Origin of the sequence: Pseudarthrobacter sp. CCNWLW207 (assembly GCF_037203945.1) — a bacterium.
In the GTDB taxonomy this organism is placed as follows: domain Bacteria; phylum Actinomycetota; class Actinomycetes; order Actinomycetales; family Micrococcaceae; genus Arthrobacter.
Map to the genome: position 1 here is coordinate 458,466 of NZ_JBBCBS010000003.1, position 20,773 is coordinate 479,238.

A 20,773-nucleotide genomic window follows, 5' to 3' on the forward strand; every position below is an offset into this window, starting at 1 on the left:
GCACTTGGGCTGCTAGAGGAGGTCGTCCAGGTCGGGGTTGAGCCGTTTGAGGACTTCCGAATGCAGGATGGAGTTCGTCGCCAGCGCGTTGCCGCCAAACGGACCGTCTTCACCCTCGAGGGAGGTGAAGCGGCCGCCGGCCTCCACCACGATCGGGACCAGTGCCGCCATGTCGTAGAGATTCAGCTCCGGCTCACACGCGATGTCCACGGAGCCTTCGGCCACCATGCAGTAGGACCAGAAGTCGCCGTAGGCACGCGTGCGCCAGACGTCTTCGGTGAGCCCAAGGAAGTCATGCAGGTTCCCGCGGTCCTTCCAGCCGCTCAGGCTGGAGTAGGACAGGGAAGCGTCCGAGAGTTTCGACACGTCCGAGACCTTCAGCCGGGTGGCCGCAGCGAGTGACCGGCCCATGTAGGCGCCTGCGCCCTTGGCAGCCCACCAACGCTTGCCCAGGGCAGGGGCACTGACGACGCCGACGACGGGCTCTCCTTCGTCCACAAGCGCAATCAGTGTTGCCCACACCGGTACGCCACGGACAAAGTTCTTGGTGCCGTCGATGGGGTCGATGATCCAACGCCGGGAGCCATGGCCTGAACTGCCGAATTCCTCGCCCAAGACCGCATCGCGGGGGCGGGAACGGGAAAGCTGGCCACGGATGGCTTCTTCGGCGGCCTTATCGGCATCAGTGACCGGGGTCAGGTCCGGCTTGGTCTCGACGTGGAGGTCCAGTGCCTTGAAGCGGCTCATGGTCTGGTCGTCCACGGAATCGGCCAGCACGTGGGCCAGGCGCAGGTCGTCGTTGTAGCTCGAAGCGGGTTGGATCATGGTTCCAAACTACCGTCAAAGCGCCGTGTGGTTGGGGACCCCGGCTTCGGGCGGCGTCCTGAACAGCCTGGGCGCTGCTCCCAGCCGGCCGGGCGGGTCAGTTGACGCTGCCCAATTCCTTGGTTTCCTGCCCCTCCATGCGGGGATCGGTGCCGAGCAGGCGACGGAGGGACGCGAGCCTGGCGGGTCCGGTTGGGCCCGCATGGCCTTCGGCAACCCAGGAGTCCAGGCCGCAATTGACTGCGCTGGCATTGTGTTTGCAGCCGCGCTCGCACGCATCCGTGCCCGGTTCCAGGTCCGGAAAGGAGCGGAGGATGCGGTCTGCGTCGACATGCGCCAGTCCGAAGGACCGGATGCCGGGGGTGTCGATGATCCAGCTTCCAGCAGGGGCGTCGGCCAGCTTAAGGGCCAGGGCCGAGGAGGACGTGTGGCGTCCGCGGCCTGTCACGGCGTTGACTCCGCCAGTGGCTCGCTCGGCTCCGGTCAGGGCGTTCACCATGGTGGACTTGCCTACGCCTGAGTGCCCCAGCATCACCGTGACCTTGCCATCGAGGTAGGCCCGAAGCTGGGCGACGGCATCGCTGTCGAGGCGCGCCGAGAGCCCGTCGTCGGAGCGGGCATCGATGCCGGATGCAGCGGCGTCGGCCGTCCGGCTGATGATGACCGGGAAGTCCAGGTGCTCGTAGTTCGACAGAAGTTCGGCAGGGTCTTTGACATCGGCTTTCGTGACCAGCAGGATCGGCTCGATGCCGGCGTCGTAGGCGGCGACGAGTGCACGGTCAATGAAGCCGGTGCGTGGTTCGGGATTGGCCGCCGCCACCACAACAACGAGCTGGTCGGCGTTGGCCACGACTGCCCGTTCAACGGGGTCGGTATCATCGGCGCTGCGCCGCAGGAGCGTCCTGCGGTCCTGGATCCGGACCAGCCGGGCCAGCGTGTCCGGTTCCCCGGAGACATCTCCCACCAATGAAACGAAGTCGCCAGCGACCACGGGGGACCGGCGGAGTTCCCGTGCCCGTGCGGCGATGATGGTGCGTTCTTCCCCTGAATCTTCGCCGACCACCGCTGTGTATCGGCCGCGGTCCACGGTAATGATCCGTCCTGTCACGGCATCATCGTGGCTGGGGCGGTCCTTCGTGCGGGGTCGGGAACCCTTCTTGCTGGGGCGGATCCGGACGTCGGATTCGTCCCAGGAGTCAGTGCTGCGTGCCACTATGCGTTACCAGCGGGTCCCGGCGTACCAGGTTCCTGGCCCTGCGCGATCATGTTTTCCCACAGCCGCGGGAAATCGGGCATGGTCTTGGCCGTGGTGGCGATGTCTTCTACTTCTATGCCCTCCACTGCGAGGCCCAGTATCGCCCCTGCAGTTGCCATTCGATGGTCCGCATAGCTGTGGACGACGCCGGAATGCAGCTTGGCTGGGCGGATCACCAGCCCGTCGCTGGTTTCCTCGGCGTCGCCGCCCAGCCGGTTGATCTCGGCGACCAGGGCGGCGAGCCGGTCAGTCTCATGGCCGCGGAGGTGTGCGATGCCGCTGAGCCGGGAGGGGCCGCTGGCAAGCGCGCAGAGCGCCGCGACAGTGGGGGCAAGCTCACTGGTTTCATCAAAGTCGGCGCCCTTGATCTGAGCTCCGCCGGTGACCGTGAGGACGCCGTCGGCCAGGCTGACCGTGGCGCCCATGTCCGCAAGGATACTGCGCCAGAGATCACCCACCTGCGTGGTTCCAGTGGGCCAGTTGGGGATCCGGACCGTGCCGCTGGTGGCCAATGCGGCGGCCAAGAAAGGGCCGGCGTTGGAAAGGTCCTGCTCAATGCGCTGGTCAAACGCCCGGATGGTTCCTGGCGCCACGACCCAGTGATTGGGGACGGAATCATCCACGGACACGCCCACGCCGCGAAGGACTGCCACTGTCATGTTGATGTGGTCCAGGCTCGGAACCGGCTTACCGACATGCTCCAGGTGCAGCCCCTCTGTAAAGCGTGCACCCACCAGCAGTAATGCAGAAACAAACTGGGACGAGGCACTGGCGTCGATCACCAGATGTCCGCCCCGGACTTCCCCGGTTCCGGCCACGTCAAAGGGCAGGGACGCCGGTGTCCCGCCGTCCTCTGCCGTCACGGCCACACCGAGCGCCTTCAGGGCTTCGATGATGGTCCCCATGGGGCGGTTCCTGGCGTGCGGATCGCCGTCGAACACGCTGACGCCGTTCCGCAGTGCAGCGAGCGGAGGAACAAAGCGCATGACGGTGCCGGCCAGTCCGCAGTCGATCCGGGCCAGCGACGACGGCGCGTCCTGGCTGAGGGGAACGACCTCAAGGTCCGGGCCGAAGGCTCCGTCGCCGGGAACTTCCGTGATGGAAGCCCCCAACTGCCGCAGGGCCTCAATCATCAGGGCGGAGTCCCTGGAGTGCAGCGGAGCGCGGAGCCGGGACGGTCCGTCAGCCAGCGCCGCCAGGACCAGGAACCGGTTGGTCAGGGATTTCGAACCCGGCACGGTCACGGTGGCATTGATGGGCCTGGTGGCGAACGGTGCGGGCCAGAGCGGAAGAGCTTCGGCAGCGTCAGGCTGCGAAAGGGCGGTAGTGGATCCGGTCATGCGTCCTTATGCCCCCGTTGCCTGGTCCACCACACGACGCACGGCCTTGTCGGCCTTGTGGAGTTTCTTCCCAGTGCTCTTGCGGGCGTCAGCTGCCAGGTGCGAAGCGCCCTTCCTGGCGTCGGCAGCGAGGTGTTCCGCCCGCCAGGCCAACCCTGGCTTACCGGCAGTATCCACCGAAGCCAGCAGGGCCCCGCCGCTCAGGGACAGGTTCTTCAGGAGCTGGTTGCGGCGTGCCACACGGGCCTCCTTGGTGCTGATGTCGGCGCTGCGCCATTCGACGAATGTGTTAAGGGCAGAGATGACCGTGAGCAGCGTCGCAGAGAACCGCGCGAACTTGCCCAGGCCAAACAGCACTCCGGCGCCCACCTGCACCCCGCCGATGACCCGGGCCAGTGTCTTGTCTTCCGTACGGAAAGGCAGTGAGGCCGTGGCTTTGCGCAGAAGCGGCGACAGCTGCTGGGCAGTGTCATCCGCGTTCTTGAGCTTATCCAGTCCTGCGAGTACGAAGCTGGATGCCAGCATGGGCCGGGCGAGGGTACGGACAAAGGACATGGATTTCCTCCTGGCTGGACGAACCGCGTCGAATGCGGCGGAGTCGGTTCTAGTCTTGCACTTTTGGGGAATATTTGCCCGCCACTAAAGGTTATGGATTGCGGGTCCGGCAGTGCCGGACGAATCACGGCGCACACTGCGCCATGGCGGTTGGGTTGCGGGCTGCAGGTCCGGGCGCATCGAACGGTACAGGGAAATGGAGTTGGCCTTTGGGGTTGGTGAAGGACGGCATGGACGTGGCAGGCCCCGTGGCGATGGAGGCTTTGGAAACCGGTGCCCCGGAGTACGGGTCGCCGCGTGCCCGGAGCGTCACAGTAGACTTGGGGGCGATGAGCACCCTGGATCCGGCCCTCGAGGCCATGTATGAGGCCTCCGGGCGCGAAGCCAAGACCGCGGATGTCTCACCGGACGCCGCGAAGTCAGGCGGAACGCCTGATGCCGCGCTGTTGCCGGACACGGCGGCCACAGAACCCGAAGCCCCGGCAGTTGACCTTGCCACGGAAAGCACGGAGGAGCGCCGGATTCGTTTTGAGCGCGATGCCATGCAGTACGTGGACCAGCTCTATTCAGCGGCCATGCGGATGGCGCGGAACCCCGCTGATGCCGAGGACCTTGTGCAGGAGGCCTACACCAAGGCATTTTCGGCCTTTCACCAGTACAAGCCCGGTACCAACCTCAAGGCGTGGCTGTACCGCATCCTGACCAATACCTACATCAATTTGTACCGCAAGCGGCAGCGCGAACCGCTGCAGTCCAACTCGGACACCATTGAGGATTGGCAACTCGCCAGGGCAGAGTCCCACACGTCCAGCGGGTTAAGGTCGGCCGAAGCAGAGGCCTTGGACCACCTGCCTGACACCGACGTCAAGAGGGCGCTGCAGGCCATTCCCGAAGAGTTCCGGCTCGCGGTGTATTTCGCCGACGTAGAAGGCTTCGCGTACAAAGAAATTTCAGACATCATGAACACGCCCATCGGCACTGTGATGTCCCGGCTCCACCGCGGCCGGAAAATGTTGCGGGACATGTTGGCGGAATATGCCGCCGAGCGGGGATTCAAAACCGCCGTCGATCCTCAGGAAACGGCCGGAAGCACACAACAGGAGAACAGGAAATGAGCGACTGCCAGGGATTGGGCGACTGCGACGACGCCCGGATGCAACGCATCTACGAATATCTTGACGGGGCACTGACCCGGGAAGACATCACGGACATCAAGCACCACCTCGATGACTGCCCGGAATGCACCCAGCAGTATGACCTCGAATGCGTCATCCGCAACATGGTCAAACGCTCCTGCACGGAAGCGGCACCGGAGAACCTGAAGAACGCCATCCTGGACCGGATCCATTCAATCCGTCCCGTCGAGGCCTGAGGGCACCGAACCGGCCACACACCGTAAGAGACGAAGAACCCCGGAAGCCATGTGACTTCCGGGGTTCTTCGTTTGAACCGTCATACCAAGCTTTTGCTTAGGTGTTGGGGCGCTTGCCGTGGTTCGCGCCGCCACGCTTACGGTCACGACGTTTACGTGCACGCTTGCTCATAGCTGGCCTCCTTAATGTTGGTACTCAAAAGAGCTGCCCTCAAGTCTCCCACATGATGGCACGGGCCGCGAACCAGGCCCGCCTGTGAAGCGGCCGCTCAGCCCGGCAGGGAATTCCGGATGGAAATGCGGGCCTGGTCCAGTACCGTCCGGACGGTTTCGAGCACCATGGGGCTCAGCGGCTCCCTGTTAGCCTGCAGCCTCAGCTCGACTCGGAGGTCGTCGCGGAACGCCTGGAGGAGCATCTCGGCTTCCTTGAGCGTGCGTTGTCCTTCGGGTGACTGCCGGGGTCCGGCCGAACTGAAGTCACCGTTCCGGACCGAGGCCCTTGCTGCCTCGGCCGTTGCTGCGAGATCTGCCCTCAGGCCACGCATGTTGGTCCGGATATCGTCGCGGAGGCTATCCGCCAACCGCCGGACGGAGGCGGAAATGTCGTTTTCGACGCCGGCAAGCTCGTCCCGGCGGGTGTTCAGTTCAGCCAGGCCTGCAGGCGTGATGTGGTAGTTGGTACGGCGGCCTGCGGATTCCGTGGCGACGAGCCCTTCCTCTTCCAGCTTCCCCAACCGCGGGTAAATGGTGCCCGCGCTGGGGGAGTACGTGCCGCCGAACCGTTCATTGAGGGCCTTGATGAGCTCGTAGCCGTGCTTGGGCCCGGACTCGAGGAGGGCAAGGAGGTAGAGCCTTAGGGCGCCGTGGGCGAAGACAGGAGGCATCAGTACTCTGTTTCCGGGGCCCCGGCTGTCTGGCCATGGAAGATGGAGGTCTTGCCGGAGACGGAGTTGGTCCGGACAATCATCAGCTTGCCGTCCGGGCCGGCGATTGTTTCCACCTTGCCGCCGGGCTGGGAGTACTGCTGGTTGTCGATGACCAGCGTGCCACTGGCCGACTTGGCCACGATGTCCACGCCGACGTCGTGCGGAAGGCGGATGGTCAGGTCGCCCGAAACTGAATTGGCGCCAAAATCCTGGGTGAAGCCCAGGAGGTCGAAGCTCATGTCGCCGCTGACAGTGTTGGCCCGGATGTGGCTGAACCTTCCAGAGGCGGTGACTTCACCGGAGATGCTCTTGGCGGTCAGGACGCCGTCGTGGTTGCGTGCGATCACCTCGCCGCTGACCGTGTTGACGTGGAGGTCACCGGCGGTTCCATCCGCCATCACCGAGCCAGACACCGTGTTGAGCCGTATGTGCCCGCCGATACCCGACACCAGGCCATCACCGCTGACCGTTCCGGCTTCCACGTCAACGCCCTCGGGCAAGGCGATGCTGATGACAGCCGAATTGTTGCTGTTGTGGTTGACGGTCCCCATGAGGTTCTTGAACCACCCCTGCGGCCCGTGGAGCTGGTGCCGAACCTCCAACCTGCCGTCCACCAGGCTGATGGCTACGGGATCGCCCTGGACTTCGGAAACCTCAACGCGCGCTACGGTGTCCGTGTGGGTGACAATGTCGAACCGCCCGCGAACCATTCCCAGCTTCAGCGACGTGACACCGTCGACGTCGATAATGCGGGGCTCGGTGACGGCCCAGCTGCTCTCTGCCATGGATCCTCCAAGATCGCGATATATCGTGACTGATACCCCACGGTATAACGCCTCGGCGGACGGGTCAAGATATATCGCGATTGGCAGCGTGTGGATTACTCAGGGGCGTCCATGCCCAGCCACTGGAACCAACCCCGGTGCAGGACCAGCCAGGCCATCAGGCCGTAGCCAGACTGGCCGGGTGTCCCGCCGTTCGCCGCGAGGTCCTGGCGCCACTGCTCGTGGTTCAGCAGGGGTGAGAAGGTGTCAACATACAGGTGCTTGCGCCTGGTGGTTACATCGGCGAAGGCCGTGTTGAGCTCTCCCAGCCGGCGGTTCTGGGTGGGATCCAGCGTAGGTGGCGGGCCAACCACAAAGACTTCGATCCGGTTCTGCGAGGCGGAGTCCAGGATGTTGGCCAGGTTAAGGCGGCTGCGGGCGGTGGAGAGGCCAAACTCAATATCGCGGCCGGAGAGCCCGATGACCAGCCGGTTTTCGTGGAGGTCGCTGAAACGCCGGCCGGCTTCCTCCAGCCAGCGTGCGGCCAGTCCTTCCGTTCCTTCCTGTGGGCAGGGGAGGGCATAACTCTCAAGTGCCATGCCATCCTGCGGAGTGCGGGCCAGGACGCGGCCCAGCCAGCCGAGGGCCCTGGGATCGCCCAGTCCGGCCAGCAGTTCATCTCCAACAGCTGCGATGCGCAGCTTCCTGTCTTCCACAAGTTCCTCTTTACTTCCGTACTGAATGGCGCCCCATGCCGGCAGCGCGGGACGGGCCGGACAGACTCTGCCCGTTGGTACCCTCGCAACCCATTAAACAGAACTGCCCGGCCGGAGTCTGGTATTTCGACGTCCGGCCGGGCAGCCCCCGTGGTTACTTACGGGCGAAAGCCTGCTTCAGGAGTGTGTCCTGCTCGGCTGCGTGCCGCTTCATGGAGCCGGCGGCAGTGGATGCCGACGCCGGACGGGACACGAGCCGGACCCTGCGGTCAAGCGCGTCGGGAAGGTTCAGGCCCATAAACGGCCACGGTCCCTGGTTGGCGGGCTCATCCTGTGCCCAGACAACCTCCGCGTTCGGGTACTTGGCGAGCTCCGCCGCAATTTCCGCCGCGGGCAGCGGATAGAGCTGCTCGACACGGACGATCGCCGTCGTCTTGTCCTCGGTCTTCTGCCGGGTGGACAGGAGGTCGTAGTACAGGCGACCGGATACGAGCAACACGCGTTCGACGGCGTCAGCCGCCAGCTGCTCGTGCTCACCGATGACCGGGCGGAAGCTGCCAGTGGTGAAGTCTTCGACCGAGGATGCGGCTCCCTTGAGGCGGAGCAGCTGCTTTGGCGTGAAGATGATCAGCGGCTTGCGCGGCCTGCTGTACGCCTGGCGACGCAGCAGGTGGAAGTGCGACGCGGCTGTCGTGGGATTGGCAACGATCATGTTCTCTTCCGCGCACATCTGCAGGAAGCGCTCGATACGTGCCGAGGAGTGGTCCGGGCCCTGGCCCTCGTAACCGTGCGGCAGCATCAGCACGAGCGATGAACGCTGGCCCCACTTCTGCTCGGCGGAGGAGATGAACTCGTCGATGATGGTCTGCGCGCCGTTGACGAAATCGCCGAACTGCGCCTCCCACAGCACGAGCGCGTCAGGGCGCTCCACTGAGTAGCCGTATTCGAAGCCCATGGCCGCGTATTCGGACAGCAGGGAGTCGTAGATCCACAGCTTTGCCTGGTTGTCTGAGAGGTTGCCCAAGGGAAGCCACTCGTTGCCATTGGAGCGGTCGTGGAACACGGCGTGGCGCTGCACGAAGGTTCCACGGCGCGAATCCTGACCTGCGAGGCGGACGGGAACGCCTTCCATGATGAGCGAACCGAAGGCTGCGATCTCGCCGAAGCCCCAGTCGATGCCGCCTTCACGGGACATCTGCTCGCGCTTCTCGAGGAGCTGCTTGAGCTTGGAGTGGACGGTGAAGCCCTCGGGGATTTCGACGTGTGCCTTGCCGATCCGGGCCAGGGTCTCCGGGGAGATGGCCGTGGATGCGGGAGCGTTGGTGCCGAAATCGGACTGCTGGGCGATGGGACGTTCGATGTCCGAAACCGCTGCGGAGTCCGCCGTGATGATCGGGATCGGGGAAGTCTGGGCGGCGTGGGTCTCGGCGAAGACCCGCTCCAGGCGCTCCTGGTAGTCGCGGAGCAGCTGCTCTGCTTCATCTTCGGTGATGTCGCCACGGCCAATCAGCGATTCGGTGTACAGCTTGCGGACGGAGCGCTTGGCTTCGATCAGGTTGTACATCAGCGGCTGGGTCATCGAGGGGTCGTCGCCCTCGTTGTGGCCACGCCGGCGGTAGCAGACCATGTCGATCACAACGTCCTTGTGGAAGCGCTGGCGGAACTCGTAGGCGAGCTGGCCGATGCGGACCACTGCCTCCGGATCGTCACCGTTCACGTGGAACACCGGAGCCTGGATCATCTTGGCAACATCCGTGGAGTACGTGGATGAGCGTGAGGACGATGGAGCTGTGGTGAAGCCGACCTGGTTGTTGACCACAACGTGGATGGTGCCACCGGTCCGGTAGCCACGGAGCTGGGACAGGTTCAAGGTTTCTGCCACCACGCCCTGGCCGGCGAAGGCGGCGTCGCCGTGCACCATGATGGGCAGGACGGGGAAGGCCTCGCCCTGGTCCAGGCGGTCCTGCTTGGCGCGGACGATGCCTTCGAGCACGGAGTCCACGGCTTCAAGGTGCGACGGGTTGGCAGCGAGGTAAACCTTGGTTTCGTTGCCATTGTCCGACGTGAAGGTGCCCTCGGTGCCAAGGTGGTACTTGACGTCACCCGAGCCCTGGACGGAGCGCGGATCCTGGGTGCCCTCGAATTCGCGGAAGACCTGGGCGTAGGTCTTGCCGGCGATGTTGGTCAGCACGTTGAGGCGGCCGCGGTGGGCCATGCCAATGGCGACTTCGTCCAGGCCGTCATCGGCGGCGTCTGACATGATCGCGTCAAGGAGCGGGATCAGGGACTCGCCGCCCTCAAGGGAGAAACGCTTCTGGCCGACGAACTTGGTCTGCAGGAACGTCTCAAAGGCCTCCGCGGCGTTCAGCTTGGAAACAATGCGCAGCTGTTCTTCACGGGTGGGCTTGGAGTAGGGGTGCTCCAGCTGGTCCTGGAACCACTTGCGTTCCTCCGGCTCCTGGATGTGCATGTATTCGATGCCCGTAGTCCGGCAGTAGGCGTCACGCAGCACCGCCAGGATGTCGCGGAACTTCAGCATGGGCTTGCCGCCGAAGCCGCCGGTGGGCCACTCGCGGTCCAGGTCCCACAGGGTCAGTCCATACGTCAGGACGTCGAGGTCGGGGTGCTTACGCTGGACGTACTCCAGTGGGTCGGTGTCCGCCATAAGGTGGCCGCGCACGCGGTAGGAGTGGATCAGCTGCTGGATCCGGGCGACCTTGTTGATCTGGTCGGACGGGTCAACCTGCAGGTCCGGGCTCCAGCGCACGGGCTCGTACGGGATGCGGAGGGACTCAAAGATTTCGTCGTAGAAGTTCTGGGCCCCCAGCAGGAGCTGGTGGACGAGCTTCAGGAACTCGCCGCTGCCGGCTCCCTGAATGACGCGGTGGTCATAGGTGGAGGTAAGCGTCAGGACCTTGCTGATCGCGTTGTGCGCGATGATCTTTTCGCTCGCGCCCTGGAACTCGGCCGGGTAGTCCAGCGCGCCCACGCCGATGATGGCGGCCTGGCCCTTGGAAAGGCGGGGCACCGAGTGGACGGTGCCAATGCCACCGGGGTTCGTCAGGGAAACAGTGGTGCCCTGGTGGTCGTCGGCGGTCAGCTTGCCGCTGCGGGCCCGCTTGATGAGGTCTTCATACGTGTGCCAGAACTCGGAGAAGTTGAGGGTCTCCGCCTTCTTGATGTTGGGAACCATCAGGAGGCGGGTTCCATCGGGCTTGGGCATATCGATGGCGATGCCGAAGTTCACGTGGGCCGGCTGGACGGCGACGGGCTTGCCGTCCACCTCGTCGTAGTACACGTTCATGGACGGGAACTGGGACAGGGCCCGAATGACGGCGTAGCCGATCAGGTGGGTGAAGGAGACCTTGCCACCGCGGGCCCGAGCCAGGTTGGAGTTGATGACCACGCGGTTGTCGATCAGCAACTTGGCCGGGATCGCACGGACGCTGGTAGCGGTGGGAACCTCAAGGCTAGTCACCATGTTCGTGGCGATGGCCTTGGCCGGGCCACGAAGGATGGAGACGACGTCTTCCTCAGGCGCCGTAGGTGCCTTGACGTTCTTGGGAAGCTGGGCGGGGATCGGCTGTGATCCGGAGCCCGGCTCGGTCTTCTTCGCGCCGTCACGCGCCACGGTGGCCGGTGCCTTCTTAACCGGCGCCGGTGCCGGGGGAGCAGGAGGCGCAGCTGCAGCGGGGGCAGGCGCGGCCGGCTGTGCTGCCGGCGACGGTGCCGGAGCTGCGGGGGCCTGCGCCTGGGCTACGACGGGCATTTCGCGGGTTGCGGGATGAGCAACCGCGAGGGCCGAATTTCCGTTGGAGGAAGAACCGCTGCCCGAGTCGAAGGATTCGAACAGGGGCCACCACTTGGCATCCACCGCGTTTTTGTCCTGCTGATACTGCTCGTACAGTTCGTCAACGAGCCACTCGTTTCCGCCAAATTCCTCTGGTAGACGGTGGCTAGGCTGCTCTGGCACTTGAAATACGCCTCTTCCATGAGTTTGATTTCTCTCTGGCCGCCACGGTGCCTCAGCACAACATCCGAACCAGTCTCTGCGTCCTCTGAACCCAGACCTTTGCCAGTCTAATGAGCATTCTGTATTAACTGCCAATAAGGGTGACCCAAATCATGAAGTGACGCGTAGATTGGCAAATATGGCGCCGCCGGTCCCTGCCCGACGCTCAGGGAGGGCTATCCCAGGGGACGCTTCAGGATGCCGGGATTTGCTCCTGTAGACTGAAATTCTTATGGACAGTAAATCTAGGTGCCGGCCTGGGGGCTGTCAGCGGAGCATGAAGTACAGCAACGCGCAGCCGACCCGCCGAGCCGGCAAACCCCGAACACGCGCCCATCACACTCCGTCGTTCCACGCCTCCGGAGCCTTCAAGGAGACAGCGTCCGCTTCGGCGGACCATCCTCCGCCGGGCAGACTTCCCCGGATCCAGCCTGGAACACGGACCTGCACCATCACCCCGCCCCAGCATCACCGGGCGGGCTGCTGAATGGAATGGTTACTCCTCGCGGCAGGCCTCCTGCTGATCGCCGGCACCGGCTTCTTCGTCGCCGTCGAATTTTCCCTTATTGCCCTGGACCAGGCGACTGTCCAACGCGCGATCGACAACGGTGACACCCGTGCCGTTGCGCTGCTCAAGTGCCTGAAGTCCCTTTCAACCCAGCTCTCCAGCTGCCAGCTTGGCATCACCCTGACCACCCTCCTGACCGGCTACGTCATGGAACCCTCCGTCGGCAAACTGCTTGAGGTGCCCCTGACCGCCGCCGGGATCCCTGAGGCCGCAGCAGCGTCCATTTCCCTTGTCATCGCTATGGTGCTGGCCACCCTGCTCTCCATGCTCCTGGGCGAGCTGGTGCCCAAGAATATGGCCATCGCCCTGTCATTCCCCGTGGGCCGCGCACTCGCGAGGCCACAGCTGATGTTCACGGCCATTTTCAGACCGGCCATCGTGGTCCTCAACGGGTTTTCCAACAAAGTGCTCAACGTCTTCGGCCTCGAAGCCAAGGAAGAGATTTCCGGTGCCCGGACGCCTGCCGAGCTCGCATCCCTGGTGCGTCGTTCGGCTGCCATGGGAACGCTCGACGCCGGTACGGCCAACTTCGTGGCACGGACACTGAACTTCTCGGCCAGGACGGCAGCCGACGTGATGACACCACGGATCCGCGTGGAAACCATCGACGCCGACCAGCCCGTTTCGGACATCGTGGAGGCCGCCCGCCGCACGGGTTACTCGCGGTTCCCGGTCATCGGGGACTCTGCCGATGACATCAGGGGATTGGTCCACGTCAAGAAGGCTGTGGCCGTACCTTCGGCACGCCGGGCAAACCTGGAAGCCGGAGCCATCATGACCGACGTCCTTCGGGTCCCGGAAACCATCCACCTCGATGCTCTCCTCGCTGAACTCCGCGAGGGAAACCTCCAGCTCGCCGTGGTCCTTGATGAGTATGGCGGCACCGCCGGAATCGCGACGCTCGAAGACCTCGTGGAGGAAATCGTAGGAGAAGTGGCGGACGAGCACGACAAAGTCCGTCCGGGGCTCCTGCAAAGCGCATCGGGTGACTGGTACTTCCCTGGGCTGCTGCGTCCGGACGAACTCTCCGAACAGATTCCCGGCCTGACCGTTCCCGACGAAGCAGCCTACGAGACGGTGGGCGGCTACGTCATGAGTGAATTGGGGCGGATCGCCGCCGTCGGGGACACCGTGGCCGTGGGCGGCGGAACGTTGAGCGTGACCAGGATGGATGGGCGCCGGATCGACAGGATTTGCTTCCGGCCGGCCGCCCCTGATGCAGAGCCTGACCCGAATGACAGGACGGAACGATGAGTGACTGGGCCGGAATTTTCTGGCTGGTAGTGCTCCTGCTGGGTAACGCGTTTTTTGTTGCCGCCGAGTTCGCCGTGATGTCGGCAAGGCGCAGCCAGATTGAACCGCTGGCCGACGCCGGGTCCAAGCGCGCGCAGACCACCTTGCGGGCAATGGAGAACGTGTCCCTGATGCTGGCGTGCGCGCAGCTGGGCATCACGGTCTGCTCCCTGCTGATCCTGCTGGTAGCCGAACCGGCCATCCACCATCTCCTGGCTGCCCCGCTGGAAGCCGTGGGGCTGCCAATGGAGATCGCCGATGTGGCGGCGTTCGCCGTCGCGCTGATGGTGGTTACCTTCCTGCACGTGACCTTCGGCGAAATGGTGCCGAAGAACATCTCGGTTTCGGTAGCTGACAAGGCCGCACTTTTCCTGGCGCCGCCGCTGATGTTTGTTGCCCGCCTGGTCAAGCCCGTTATTGTGGCCCTGAACTGGTCGGCCAACCACATCTTGAAGCTCCTCCGGATCGAACCCAAAGACGAGGTGAATTCCTCGTTCACCCTGGAGGAAGTCCAATCGATCGTCCAGGAGTCCACCCGGCACGGTCTGGTGGACGATGATGCCGGGCTGATCACGGGTGCTCTGGAATTCTCCGACCACACCGCCTCGGACATCATGGTGCCGCTGGACAAGCTGGTCATGCTAAAGGCCGCCACCACGCCGGTGGAATTCGAGAAGGCAGTCAGCAGGACCGGATTCTCGCGGTTCCCGATGCTGGACGATGACGAGATGCTCTACGGCTACCTGCATGTCAAGGACGTGCTGTCCATCCCCGATGCGGATTATCAGCACCCGATTGCGGAAAGCCGGATCCGCTCTCTTGCCAACCTCGCGCTGGGCGATGAGATCGAGAAGGCGATGTCGGTCATGCAGCGAACCGGTTCGCACCTGGCCCGGGTCATCGGCCCGGACGGCCAGACGCAGGGGGTGCTGTTCCTGGAAGATGTGATCGAGCAGCTTGTCGGCGAAATCCGGGATGCTACGCAGGCGACCGGGATCCGGAGGCTCGGCCAGCCGAACGGGGAGTGATGCCCGCGGTTGGGGACACTGGCGGTTTTCTAAATAGGAATCATTCCTATTTGGAGTTAGACTTTGCGGGTTGCTCTTGTCCCTCCTGAACTGATCTGAGGTTTCCGTGCGCCGTCCGTCCGCCGCCCGTGCATCCCTGGCCGCCCTCGCCGGCCTTGGCCTGATGCTGTCTGCCTGCTCTGCTGAGGGGGCGCCCTCCGGCGCCTCTTCGGCCGCCGAGGGAATCAATGTGGTTGCCTCCACGAACGTCTACGGCGACATCGCCAAGGCCATCGGTGGCGACAAGGTCAACGTCACGGCGATCATCAACAAGACCAGCCAGGACCCGCATTCCTACGAGGCGACCGCCCAGGACCGGCTGGTAGTGTCCAAGGCCGACCTCGTCATTGAGAACGGTGGCGGCTACGACGGCTTTATCCACACGCTCGCAGACGACAGCAATATCCCCCACGACAGCATTGTCAGTGCCGTGGAAGTATCGGGACTGGCGCCGGAGGAGGAAGCATCCGAGCCTGCGGCTGCGGAAGCCACCGAGCCGGCTGACGACCACGTCCACGATCACGGCGAGTTCAACGAACACGTGTGGTACAGCCTTTCTGCGATGGGGAAGCTGGCAGATGTCCTCGCTGCCAAGTTCGGTGAAGCCGAGCCGGGTTCAGCCGCCGCGTTCAAGGCGAACGCAGCCACGTTCAAGTCCGGCCTGGAGGGGCTCACGGGTAAACTGGCAGCATTGTCGGCGGCCGATGCCGGAGCTCCTGTTGCAGTTACTGAGCCAGTTCCGTTGTACCTGCTTGAGGCCGCCGGGCTGGAGAACAAGACACCGGAGGACTACACTGCAGCGATCGAAGAAGGCACTGACGTACCGCCAGCCGTGCTCAAGGCGGCAACCGATCTTGCCGGTTCCAAGGACCTGAGCTTCCTGGCGTACAACCTGCAGACCGAAGGTCCCCAGACCGAGGCGCTGAAGAAGGCGGCAGAAACAGCCGGCGTTCCGGTGGTCGACTTCAGCGAAACACTGCCGGAGGGCAAGACGTACCTGCAGTGGATGACGGACAATGTGGACAACATCAGCAAAGTTTTGGAGAAAAAGTAGTTGAAACCGGTTGTGAGCCTCCGTGGGGCGTCCCTGCAGTTTGGCAGGAGGGCGCTGTGGGAGGGTCTCGACCTGGACATCAGGCCCGGTGAATTTTTCGCCGTGCTTGGTCCCAATGGAAGCGGGAAAACCAGCTTCCTGAAAGTGCTGCTCGGGCTGCAGCAACTCCACTCGGGCACTGCCAGCCTCGGAGCACACCCCGTGGAACGGGGGAGCCGGATGATCGGTTACATCCCGCAGCAGAAATCGTTCGCTGTGGACACGCCGATGCGTGCCAGGGACCTGGTGGGCCTTGGCGTCGATGGCCACCGGTGGGGCCTGCGCCTCGGGGCCGCCAAAGCAAACCGCAGGATCGACGAACTCCTGGAACTTGTCGGTGCCACGGACTACGCCAAGGTCCCGGTGGGGCAGCTCTCCGGCGGTGAGCAGCAACGACTTCGGGTGGCCCAGGCTCTGGCGACGGACCCGAAGGTCCTGTTGTGCGACGAGCCGCTCCTGTCCCTGGATCTTCACCACCAGCAGGCGGTCAGCGCCCTGATCAACAAGCAGTGCCGTGAACAGAACAGTGCAGTGGTGTTTGTGACCCACGAAATCAATCCGATTATCGATTACGTAGACCGCGTGCTGTATCTGGCCGGAGGCCGCTTCCGGGTAGGAACTCCCCAGGAAGTCATGACCACCGAGGTTCTCTCCGACCTCTATGGCAGCCATGTGGAGGTCATCCACGCCAACGGACGCATCGTCGTCGTCGGACTTCCGGACGCAACCACGCACCATCACGCGGATGTCCACGCCACCGCCGCTGAGGTGGCGTGATGGACGCCGACAGCATCATCGGGTCGATCTTCAGCTTCGAAAACTATGGCGAACTCCTGGTCCTGGTCCAGAACTCCATTTGGGCCGGCGCGGTCCTGGGGCTGCTGGGCGGCCTCGTCGGGACGTTTGTGATGAAGCGTGACCTCGCCTTTGCGGTTCACGGCATCTCCGAACTTTCCTTCGCCGGGGCTGCCTTTGCGCTGCTCATCGGCGCTGACATCGTCTTCGGCTCGCTCATTGGGTCAGTGGCTGCCGCGCTGCTCCTCGGGCTCATGGGCGTGCGGGCGCGGGACAAGAATTCGATCATTGGCGTGATCATGCCGTTTGGACTGGGGCTCGGCATCCTGTTCCTGTCGCTCTATGAAGGGCGGGCGGCGAATAAGTTCGGCCTGCTGACAGGCCAAATCGTCTCTGTCGACACGGTTCAGCTGCAGGCCCTGGCCGGGACAGCAGTGGTGGTCATGGTGGCGTTGGTGATCATCTGGCGGCCGCTGAACTTTGCCAGTGTCGACCCCGAGCTTGCCGAAGCCCGGGGGGTTCCCGTGCGGACCTTGGCCCTGGTCTTTATGGTCCTGCTGGGCGTGAGCGTGGCCCTGTCCATTCAGGTGGTGGGTGCCTTGCTGGTCCTGGCCCTGCTCATTACGCCGGCCGCAGCGGCTTTGCGGGTAACGTCCTCACCGGTGGTGGTGGTGGTGCTGAGCGTGGCATTTGCGATGACTGCGACCGTCGGAGGGATCTTGCTGGCACTGGGCGGCCGCATCCCGATCAGCCCCTATGTCACTACGCTGTCATTCGTCATCTATGTGGTGTGCCGGATCATCGGAACGGTCCGCGCCAAGCGCGGGCTAAACGGCCGGCTGCTGCACGCGGCCTGAGGATCTCCCGCGGATTCAGGTCAGTGTTCGACGACGGACCAGGCTAGAGGAGCCCAGCGGCCTTGCGTGCCGTGCAGTCCGGGCACAGCCCGAAGATCTCCACGGTGTGCGCCACCTCGGTATAACCATGGTCCTTGGCTGTCCGCGCGGCCCATGTTTCGACTGCGGGTGCTTCGACCTCAACGGCCTTTCCGCAATTCCGGCAGAGGAGGTGGTGATGGTGGCCGGTTACGGCACAGCGCCGGTAGACGGCCTCACCCTCACCGTTGCGCAGAACATCCACGAGCCCGTCGTCAGCCAGCGACTGCAGGATCCGGTACGCCGTGGCGAGGGAGACGGAAACGCCCTGGTTCTGCAGGATGCGGTAGAGCTCCTGGGTGCTGACGAAGTCATCCAGTTCGTCCAGGGCAGCGCTGACGGCCAGGCGCTGCTTAGTGACGCGCTGCTCTTTGCCCGCGGCGGTGCCTACCCGCGGCGCGGGGGTTGACGGCGTCGATTCGTCAGCCTTGGTGCCATACGGCATGGATTGACTCGCTTCCCTGAGGGATGGTGGCAAAGATCCAGATTACCAGCCAGACCTTGGCGGGCAGGAGTTCCGTGGACACCTGCCCGGACAGGACCCTAGGCTGGCGCTATGAAGCTAACTAAATACACTCACGCCTGCGTCCGGCTCGAAGTAGACGGGCGTGTCCTGGTCCTTGACCCCGGCACGTTCTCCGAAGTGAAGGAAGCACTGGACGGCGCGCAGGCAGTGCTGATCACGCACGAGCACGGCGACCACGTGGACGTAGCTGCCCTGGTCAATGCCCTGCGGGGTGAAGGCGAGCTCGCTGTTTTCGCGCCTGCGGGGGTGGCAGGCAACCTGCGCGAGGAAGCGCCGCAAGCCGCAGACCGGATCCATTCGGTTAAACCCGGGATATCCTTTGACGCTGCCGGGTTCAGCGTCCGCAGCTTCGGCGGCCAGCATGCCCTGATCCATCCACAGGTTCCCGTGGTGGCCAACGTAGGCTACCTCATTGACGAAAATGTCTATCACCCGGGCGACTCCTTCATCGTCCCGGACGGCATTAGCGTCAAGACGCTGCTGGTTCCCATCCATGCACCGTGGAACAAGGCCAGCGAAGTGGTGGACTTTGTCATCGGCGTCCGGGCACCGCAAGCCTTCCAGATCCACGATGGGCTCCTGAACGAGATGGGCCTGAAGATGGTGGAGTCTCATGTGACCCGGATCGGAGCCAAGTACGGCACGGAATTCACGCACCTGGCGGTCCGTGAAACAGTCGAAGTCTAGGGTGCCCAGATGCCGGTTTCGAAGAAGCGGCTGATGACTGCCTGATGGGGCTCGGGGTCCATCCCCTGGGTGGCCAGCCACGCCGGGTTGTAGTAGTTGCCCGCGTAGCGCTCGCCGCCGTCGCACATCAGCGACACAATACTTCCGCGCTGGCCCGTGGCGATCATCTCCGCCACCAGCTGCCAGACACCCCAGAGGTTGGTGCCGGTGGAAGGCCCTGCGTGCAGGTCCGTGAGTTCCCGAAGGTGCCGCATTGCGGCCACGGACGCGGCGTCAGGCACTTGGATCATGCGGTCGATGACAGATGGGACAAAGCTGGGTTCCATCCGCGGCCGCCCGATGCCTTCGATCCGCGAGGGAATGCCAGTGGTGAATTCTGGCACGCCGTCCCGCCAGCCGGGATAGAAAGCAGAGTTCTCGGGGTCAACCACTGCCAGGGAGGTGTCATGGGAGTGGTACCGGAGGTAGCGGCCGATCGTCGCGCTGGTTCCGCCAGTGCCGGCACCCACAACGATCCAGCGGGGGACCGGGTGCTCCTCCATGGACAGCTGATCGAAGATGGACTCTGCGATGTTGTTGTTGCCGCGCCAGTCGGTGGCCCGCTCGGCGTAGGTGAACTGGTCCATGTAATGCCCGTTGCTGGTTGCTGCGACCTCCTCCGCAGCGGCGTAGACCTCGGACGCGTGGTCCACGAGCAGGCAGGCCCCGCCGAACTGTTCAATGAGGGCGATCTTTTCCGGGCTGGTGGTCCGGGCCATCACAGCAACGAAGGGCAGGCCCAGCAGCTGTGCGAAATAGGCTTCGGAGACGGCGGTGCTGCCGCTGGACGCCTCCACAATCGTGGTGTCCTCCCGGATCCAGCCATTGACCAGGCCAAAGAGGAACAGGGAACGGGCCAGCCGGTGCTTGAGGCTGCCGGAGCGGTGGGTTGATTCGTCCTTGAGGTACAGCTGGACTCCCCAGTGCTCCGCAAGCGGCACCGAGTATAGGTGCGTATCCGCGGACCGGTTGTTTTCTGCGGTAATTTTCCTGATGGCCTGGTCAGCCCAGGCCCTGTCCGCGCGTGCGTTCTTCACCGGACCAGCCTACCCGCGCTGCCCGTTGGGCCCGGGCTAGAGTGGTCTGGTCAAAGCCCGAACCAACTACTCCTAGGAGCCGCATGCGACCCCTTCTGGATGTGGCCGCACTCGACGGCCGAATGAAGGCCGGCCAGCGCACCGTACTGCTGGACGTCCGGTGGCAACTGGGCGATCCCCGTGGCCGCGAACACTATCTTGAAGAACACCTGCCCGGAGCAGTTTTTGTGGACCTGGCCACCGAACTGGCTGCCCCCGCCCAGCCGGAACACGGCAGGCACCCGCTTCCAACAGCTGAACAGTTCCAGGCATCGGCTCGACGCTGGGGCATCTGCGACGGCGACATCGTCGTCGCTTACGACGACAGCGGGAACCTGGCTGCGGCACGGGTCTGGTGGATGCTGCGCAACGCCGGTTTCCCGGGCGTGTACCTGCTCGACGGCGGCTTGGCGGCGTGGCGCGGCGCTGGGCTGCCTGTGCAACGCGGCAATGTGGAGGCAAAGCCGGGCAACGTCACCCTTGGCGATGGGGCAATGCCGGCCATCGATGCGGCCACAGCGGGCAGTTGGGCCGACACCGGAGTCCTCCTGGACGCCAGGGCTGGCGAAAGGTACCGCGGGGAATTCGAACCGGTGGACCCGCGGGCTGGCCATATCCCGGGCGCCGTCAGTGCTCCGACGACGGAGAATGTTGATGCGTCGGGGCGGTTCCTCCCCGCCGACGAACTGCGGCGCCGCTTCACCACGCTGGGGATCTCCGGGGACGCCCCCGTGGCCGTGTACTGCGGTTCCGGCGTCACTGCCGCCCACGAGGTCGCGGCACTGGAGATTGCCGGCATCGCGGCGGCGCTATACCCAGGTTCGTTCTCCGAATGGTCCAATAACCCTGCCTTGCCTGTGGTGACGGGCAGCGAGCCCCGCTAGCGCCTGCCCGGTGGAATGCCTCCCGAGTGGAAATATCCGGCAACA

The 20,773-nt window shown here is 64.1% G+C and carries 20 protein-coding genes; 9 read left to right on the forward strand and 11 right to left on the reverse strand.

Translation table 11 applies throughout. The features are described 5' to 3' along the window. Window positions 1–12: 12 nt before the first annotated feature. From hisN to V9L17_RS07835, 4 genes are all read right to left on the reverse strand, one after another. On the reverse strand, window positions 13–825 hold the full coding sequence (gene hisN / locus V9L17_RS07820; protein WP_337351021.1) for a histidinol-phosphatase: 813 nt from the start codon (window positions 823–825) through the stop codon (window positions 13–15). Window positions 826–922: 97 nt separating this feature from the next. Further along, on the reverse strand, window positions 923–2,038 hold the full coding sequence (gene rsgA / locus V9L17_RS07825; RefSeq protein ID WP_337345811.1) for a ribosome small subunit-dependent GTPase A: 1,116 nt from the start codon (window positions 2,036–2,038) through the stop codon (window positions 923–925). After that, complete coding sequence (gene aroA, locus V9L17_RS07830) at window positions 2,038–3,420, reverse strand: 3-phosphoshikimate 1-carboxyvinyltransferase (RefSeq protein ID WP_337345812.1); 1,383 nt, start codon at window positions 3,418–3,420, stop codon at window positions 2,038–2,040. The genes rsgA and aroA overlap by 1 nt, the downstream gene beginning before the upstream one ends. Window positions 3,421–3,426: 6 nt before the next feature. After that, complete coding sequence (locus V9L17_RS07835) at window positions 3,427–3,975, reverse strand: DoxX family protein (protein ID WP_337345813.1); 549 nt, start codon at window positions 3,973–3,975, stop codon at window positions 3,427–3,429. 209 nt (window positions 3,976–4,184) lie between these two features. Here V9L17_RS07835 and V9L17_RS07840 point away from each other — a divergent pair, with 209 nt between their 5' ends. Together V9L17_RS07840 and rsrA are read left to right on the forward strand one after the other, a co-directional pair. Then, complete coding sequence (locus V9L17_RS07840; RefSeq protein WP_443197925.1) at window positions 4,185–5,090, forward strand: sigma-70 family RNA polymerase sigma factor; 906 nt, start codon at window positions 4,185–4,187, stop codon at window positions 5,088–5,090. Then, window positions 5,087–5,347, forward strand: a complete 261-nt coding sequence (rsrA, locus tag V9L17_RS07845) for a mycothiol system anti-sigma-R factor (protein ID WP_131131627.1) — start codon at window positions 5,087–5,089, stop codon at window positions 5,345–5,347. Before V9L17_RS07840 ends, rsrA begins: the two co-directional genes overlap by 4 nt. 97 nt (window positions 5,348–5,444) lie before the next feature. Here rsrA and V9L17_RS21285 read toward each other — a convergent pair whose 3' ends face one another. The 5 genes from V9L17_RS21285 to V9L17_RS07865 form a co-directional block, all read right to left on the reverse strand. After that, the gene (locus tag V9L17_RS21285) at window positions 5,445–5,519 is read right to left on the reverse strand and encodes a 50S ribosomal protein bL37 (protein ID WP_369299106.1); all 75 of its coding nucleotides are present in this window, start codon (window positions 5,517–5,519) and stop codon (window positions 5,445–5,447) included. A gap of 97 nt (window positions 5,520–5,616) precedes the next feature. Beyond that, window positions 5,617–6,231 carry a PadR family transcriptional regulator gene (locus V9L17_RS07850; protein ID WP_337351022.1) on the reverse strand — a complete coding sequence of 205 codons (615 nt, stop codon included), beginning with the start codon at window positions 6,229–6,231 and terminating at the stop codon, window positions 5,617–5,619. Then, entirely contained in the window at window positions 6,231–7,058 is an 828-nt protein-coding gene (locus V9L17_RS07855) for a DUF4097 family beta strand repeat-containing protein (protein ID WP_337345815.1), read from the reverse strand. The genes V9L17_RS07850 and V9L17_RS07855 overlap by 1 nt, the downstream gene beginning before the upstream one ends. A gap of 95 nt (window positions 7,059–7,153) precedes the next feature. Next, window positions 7,154–7,753 (reverse strand): GDSL-type esterase/lipase family protein, encoded by a 600-nt coding sequence (locus V9L17_RS07860; protein ID WP_337345816.1) that lies wholly within the window; start codon window positions 7,751–7,753, stop codon window positions 7,154–7,156. A 154-nt stretch (window positions 7,754–7,907) separates the two neighbouring features. After that, window positions 7,908–11,726: a multifunctional oxoglutarate decarboxylase/oxoglutarate dehydrogenase thiamine pyrophosphate-binding subunit/dihydrolipoyllysine-residue succinyltransferase subunit gene (locus V9L17_RS07865; protein WP_337345817.1), complete on the reverse strand. Its 3,819-nt coding sequence runs from the start codon at window positions 11,724–11,726 to the stop codon at window positions 7,908–7,910. A 526-nt stretch (window positions 11,727–12,252) separates the two neighbouring features. Here V9L17_RS07865 and V9L17_RS07870 point away from each other — a divergent pair. From V9L17_RS07870 to V9L17_RS07890, 5 genes are all read left to right on the forward strand, one after another. Continuing rightward, window positions 12,253–13,587 carry a hemolysin family protein gene (locus V9L17_RS07870; RefSeq protein ID WP_337351023.1) on the forward strand — a complete coding sequence of 445 codons (1,335 nt, stop codon included), beginning with the start codon at window positions 12,253–12,255 and terminating at the stop codon, window positions 13,585–13,587. Beyond that, complete coding sequence (locus V9L17_RS07875) at window positions 13,584–14,654, forward strand: hemolysin family protein (protein ID WP_337345819.1); 1,071 nt, start codon at window positions 13,584–13,586, stop codon at window positions 14,652–14,654. The genes V9L17_RS07870 and V9L17_RS07875 overlap by 4 nt, the downstream gene beginning before the upstream one ends. A gap of 106 nt (window positions 14,655–14,760) precedes the next feature. Continuing rightward, window positions 14,761–15,747, forward strand: a complete 987-nt coding sequence (locus tag V9L17_RS07880) for a metal ABC transporter solute-binding protein, Zn/Mn family (protein WP_337351024.1) — start codon at window positions 14,761–14,763, stop codon at window positions 15,745–15,747. Continuing rightward, a complete protein-coding gene (locus V9L17_RS07885; protein ID WP_337345821.1) occupies window positions 15,748–16,563 on the forward strand; it encodes a metal ABC transporter ATP-binding protein in 816 nt (271 codons plus the stop codon). Then, the gene (locus tag V9L17_RS07890; protein WP_337345822.1) at window positions 16,563–17,438 is read left to right on the forward strand and encodes a metal ABC transporter permease; all 876 of its coding nucleotides are present in this window, start codon (window positions 16,563–16,565) and stop codon (window positions 17,436–17,438) included. Before V9L17_RS07885 ends, V9L17_RS07890 begins: the two co-directional genes overlap by 1 nt. A gap of 43 nt (window positions 17,439–17,481) precedes the next feature. Here the strand turns inward: V9L17_RS07890 and V9L17_RS07895 are convergent, their stop codons facing one another. Further along, a complete protein-coding gene (locus tag V9L17_RS07895) occupies window positions 17,482–17,961 on the reverse strand; it encodes a Fur family transcriptional regulator (RefSeq protein WP_337351025.1) in 480 nt (159 codons plus the stop codon). 111 nt (window positions 17,962–18,072) lie between these two features. Here V9L17_RS07895 and V9L17_RS07900 point away from each other — a divergent pair, with 111 nt between their 5' ends. Beyond that, window positions 18,073–18,729, forward strand: coding sequence for an MBL fold metallo-hydrolase (locus tag V9L17_RS07900; protein WP_337351026.1), 657 nt, complete (start codon window positions 18,073–18,075; stop codon window positions 18,727–18,729). On the opposite strand, the gene V9L17_RS07905 is transcribed toward V9L17_RS07900, so the two are convergent. Further along, entirely contained in the window at window positions 18,726–19,805 is a 1,080-nt protein-coding gene (locus tag V9L17_RS07905) for a PLP-dependent cysteine synthase family protein (RefSeq protein WP_337345825.1), read from the reverse strand. The two genes, V9L17_RS07900 and V9L17_RS07905, sit on opposite strands and share 4 nt — an antisense overlap. 83 nt (window positions 19,806–19,888) lie before the next feature. Here V9L17_RS07905 and V9L17_RS07910 point away from each other — a divergent pair, with 83 nt between their 5' ends. After that, window positions 19,889–20,728, forward strand: a complete 840-nt coding sequence (locus V9L17_RS07910; RefSeq protein WP_337351027.1) for a sulfurtransferase — start codon at window positions 19,889–19,891, stop codon at window positions 20,726–20,728. The last annotated feature ends 45 nt before the right edge of the window (window positions 20,729–20,773 follow it).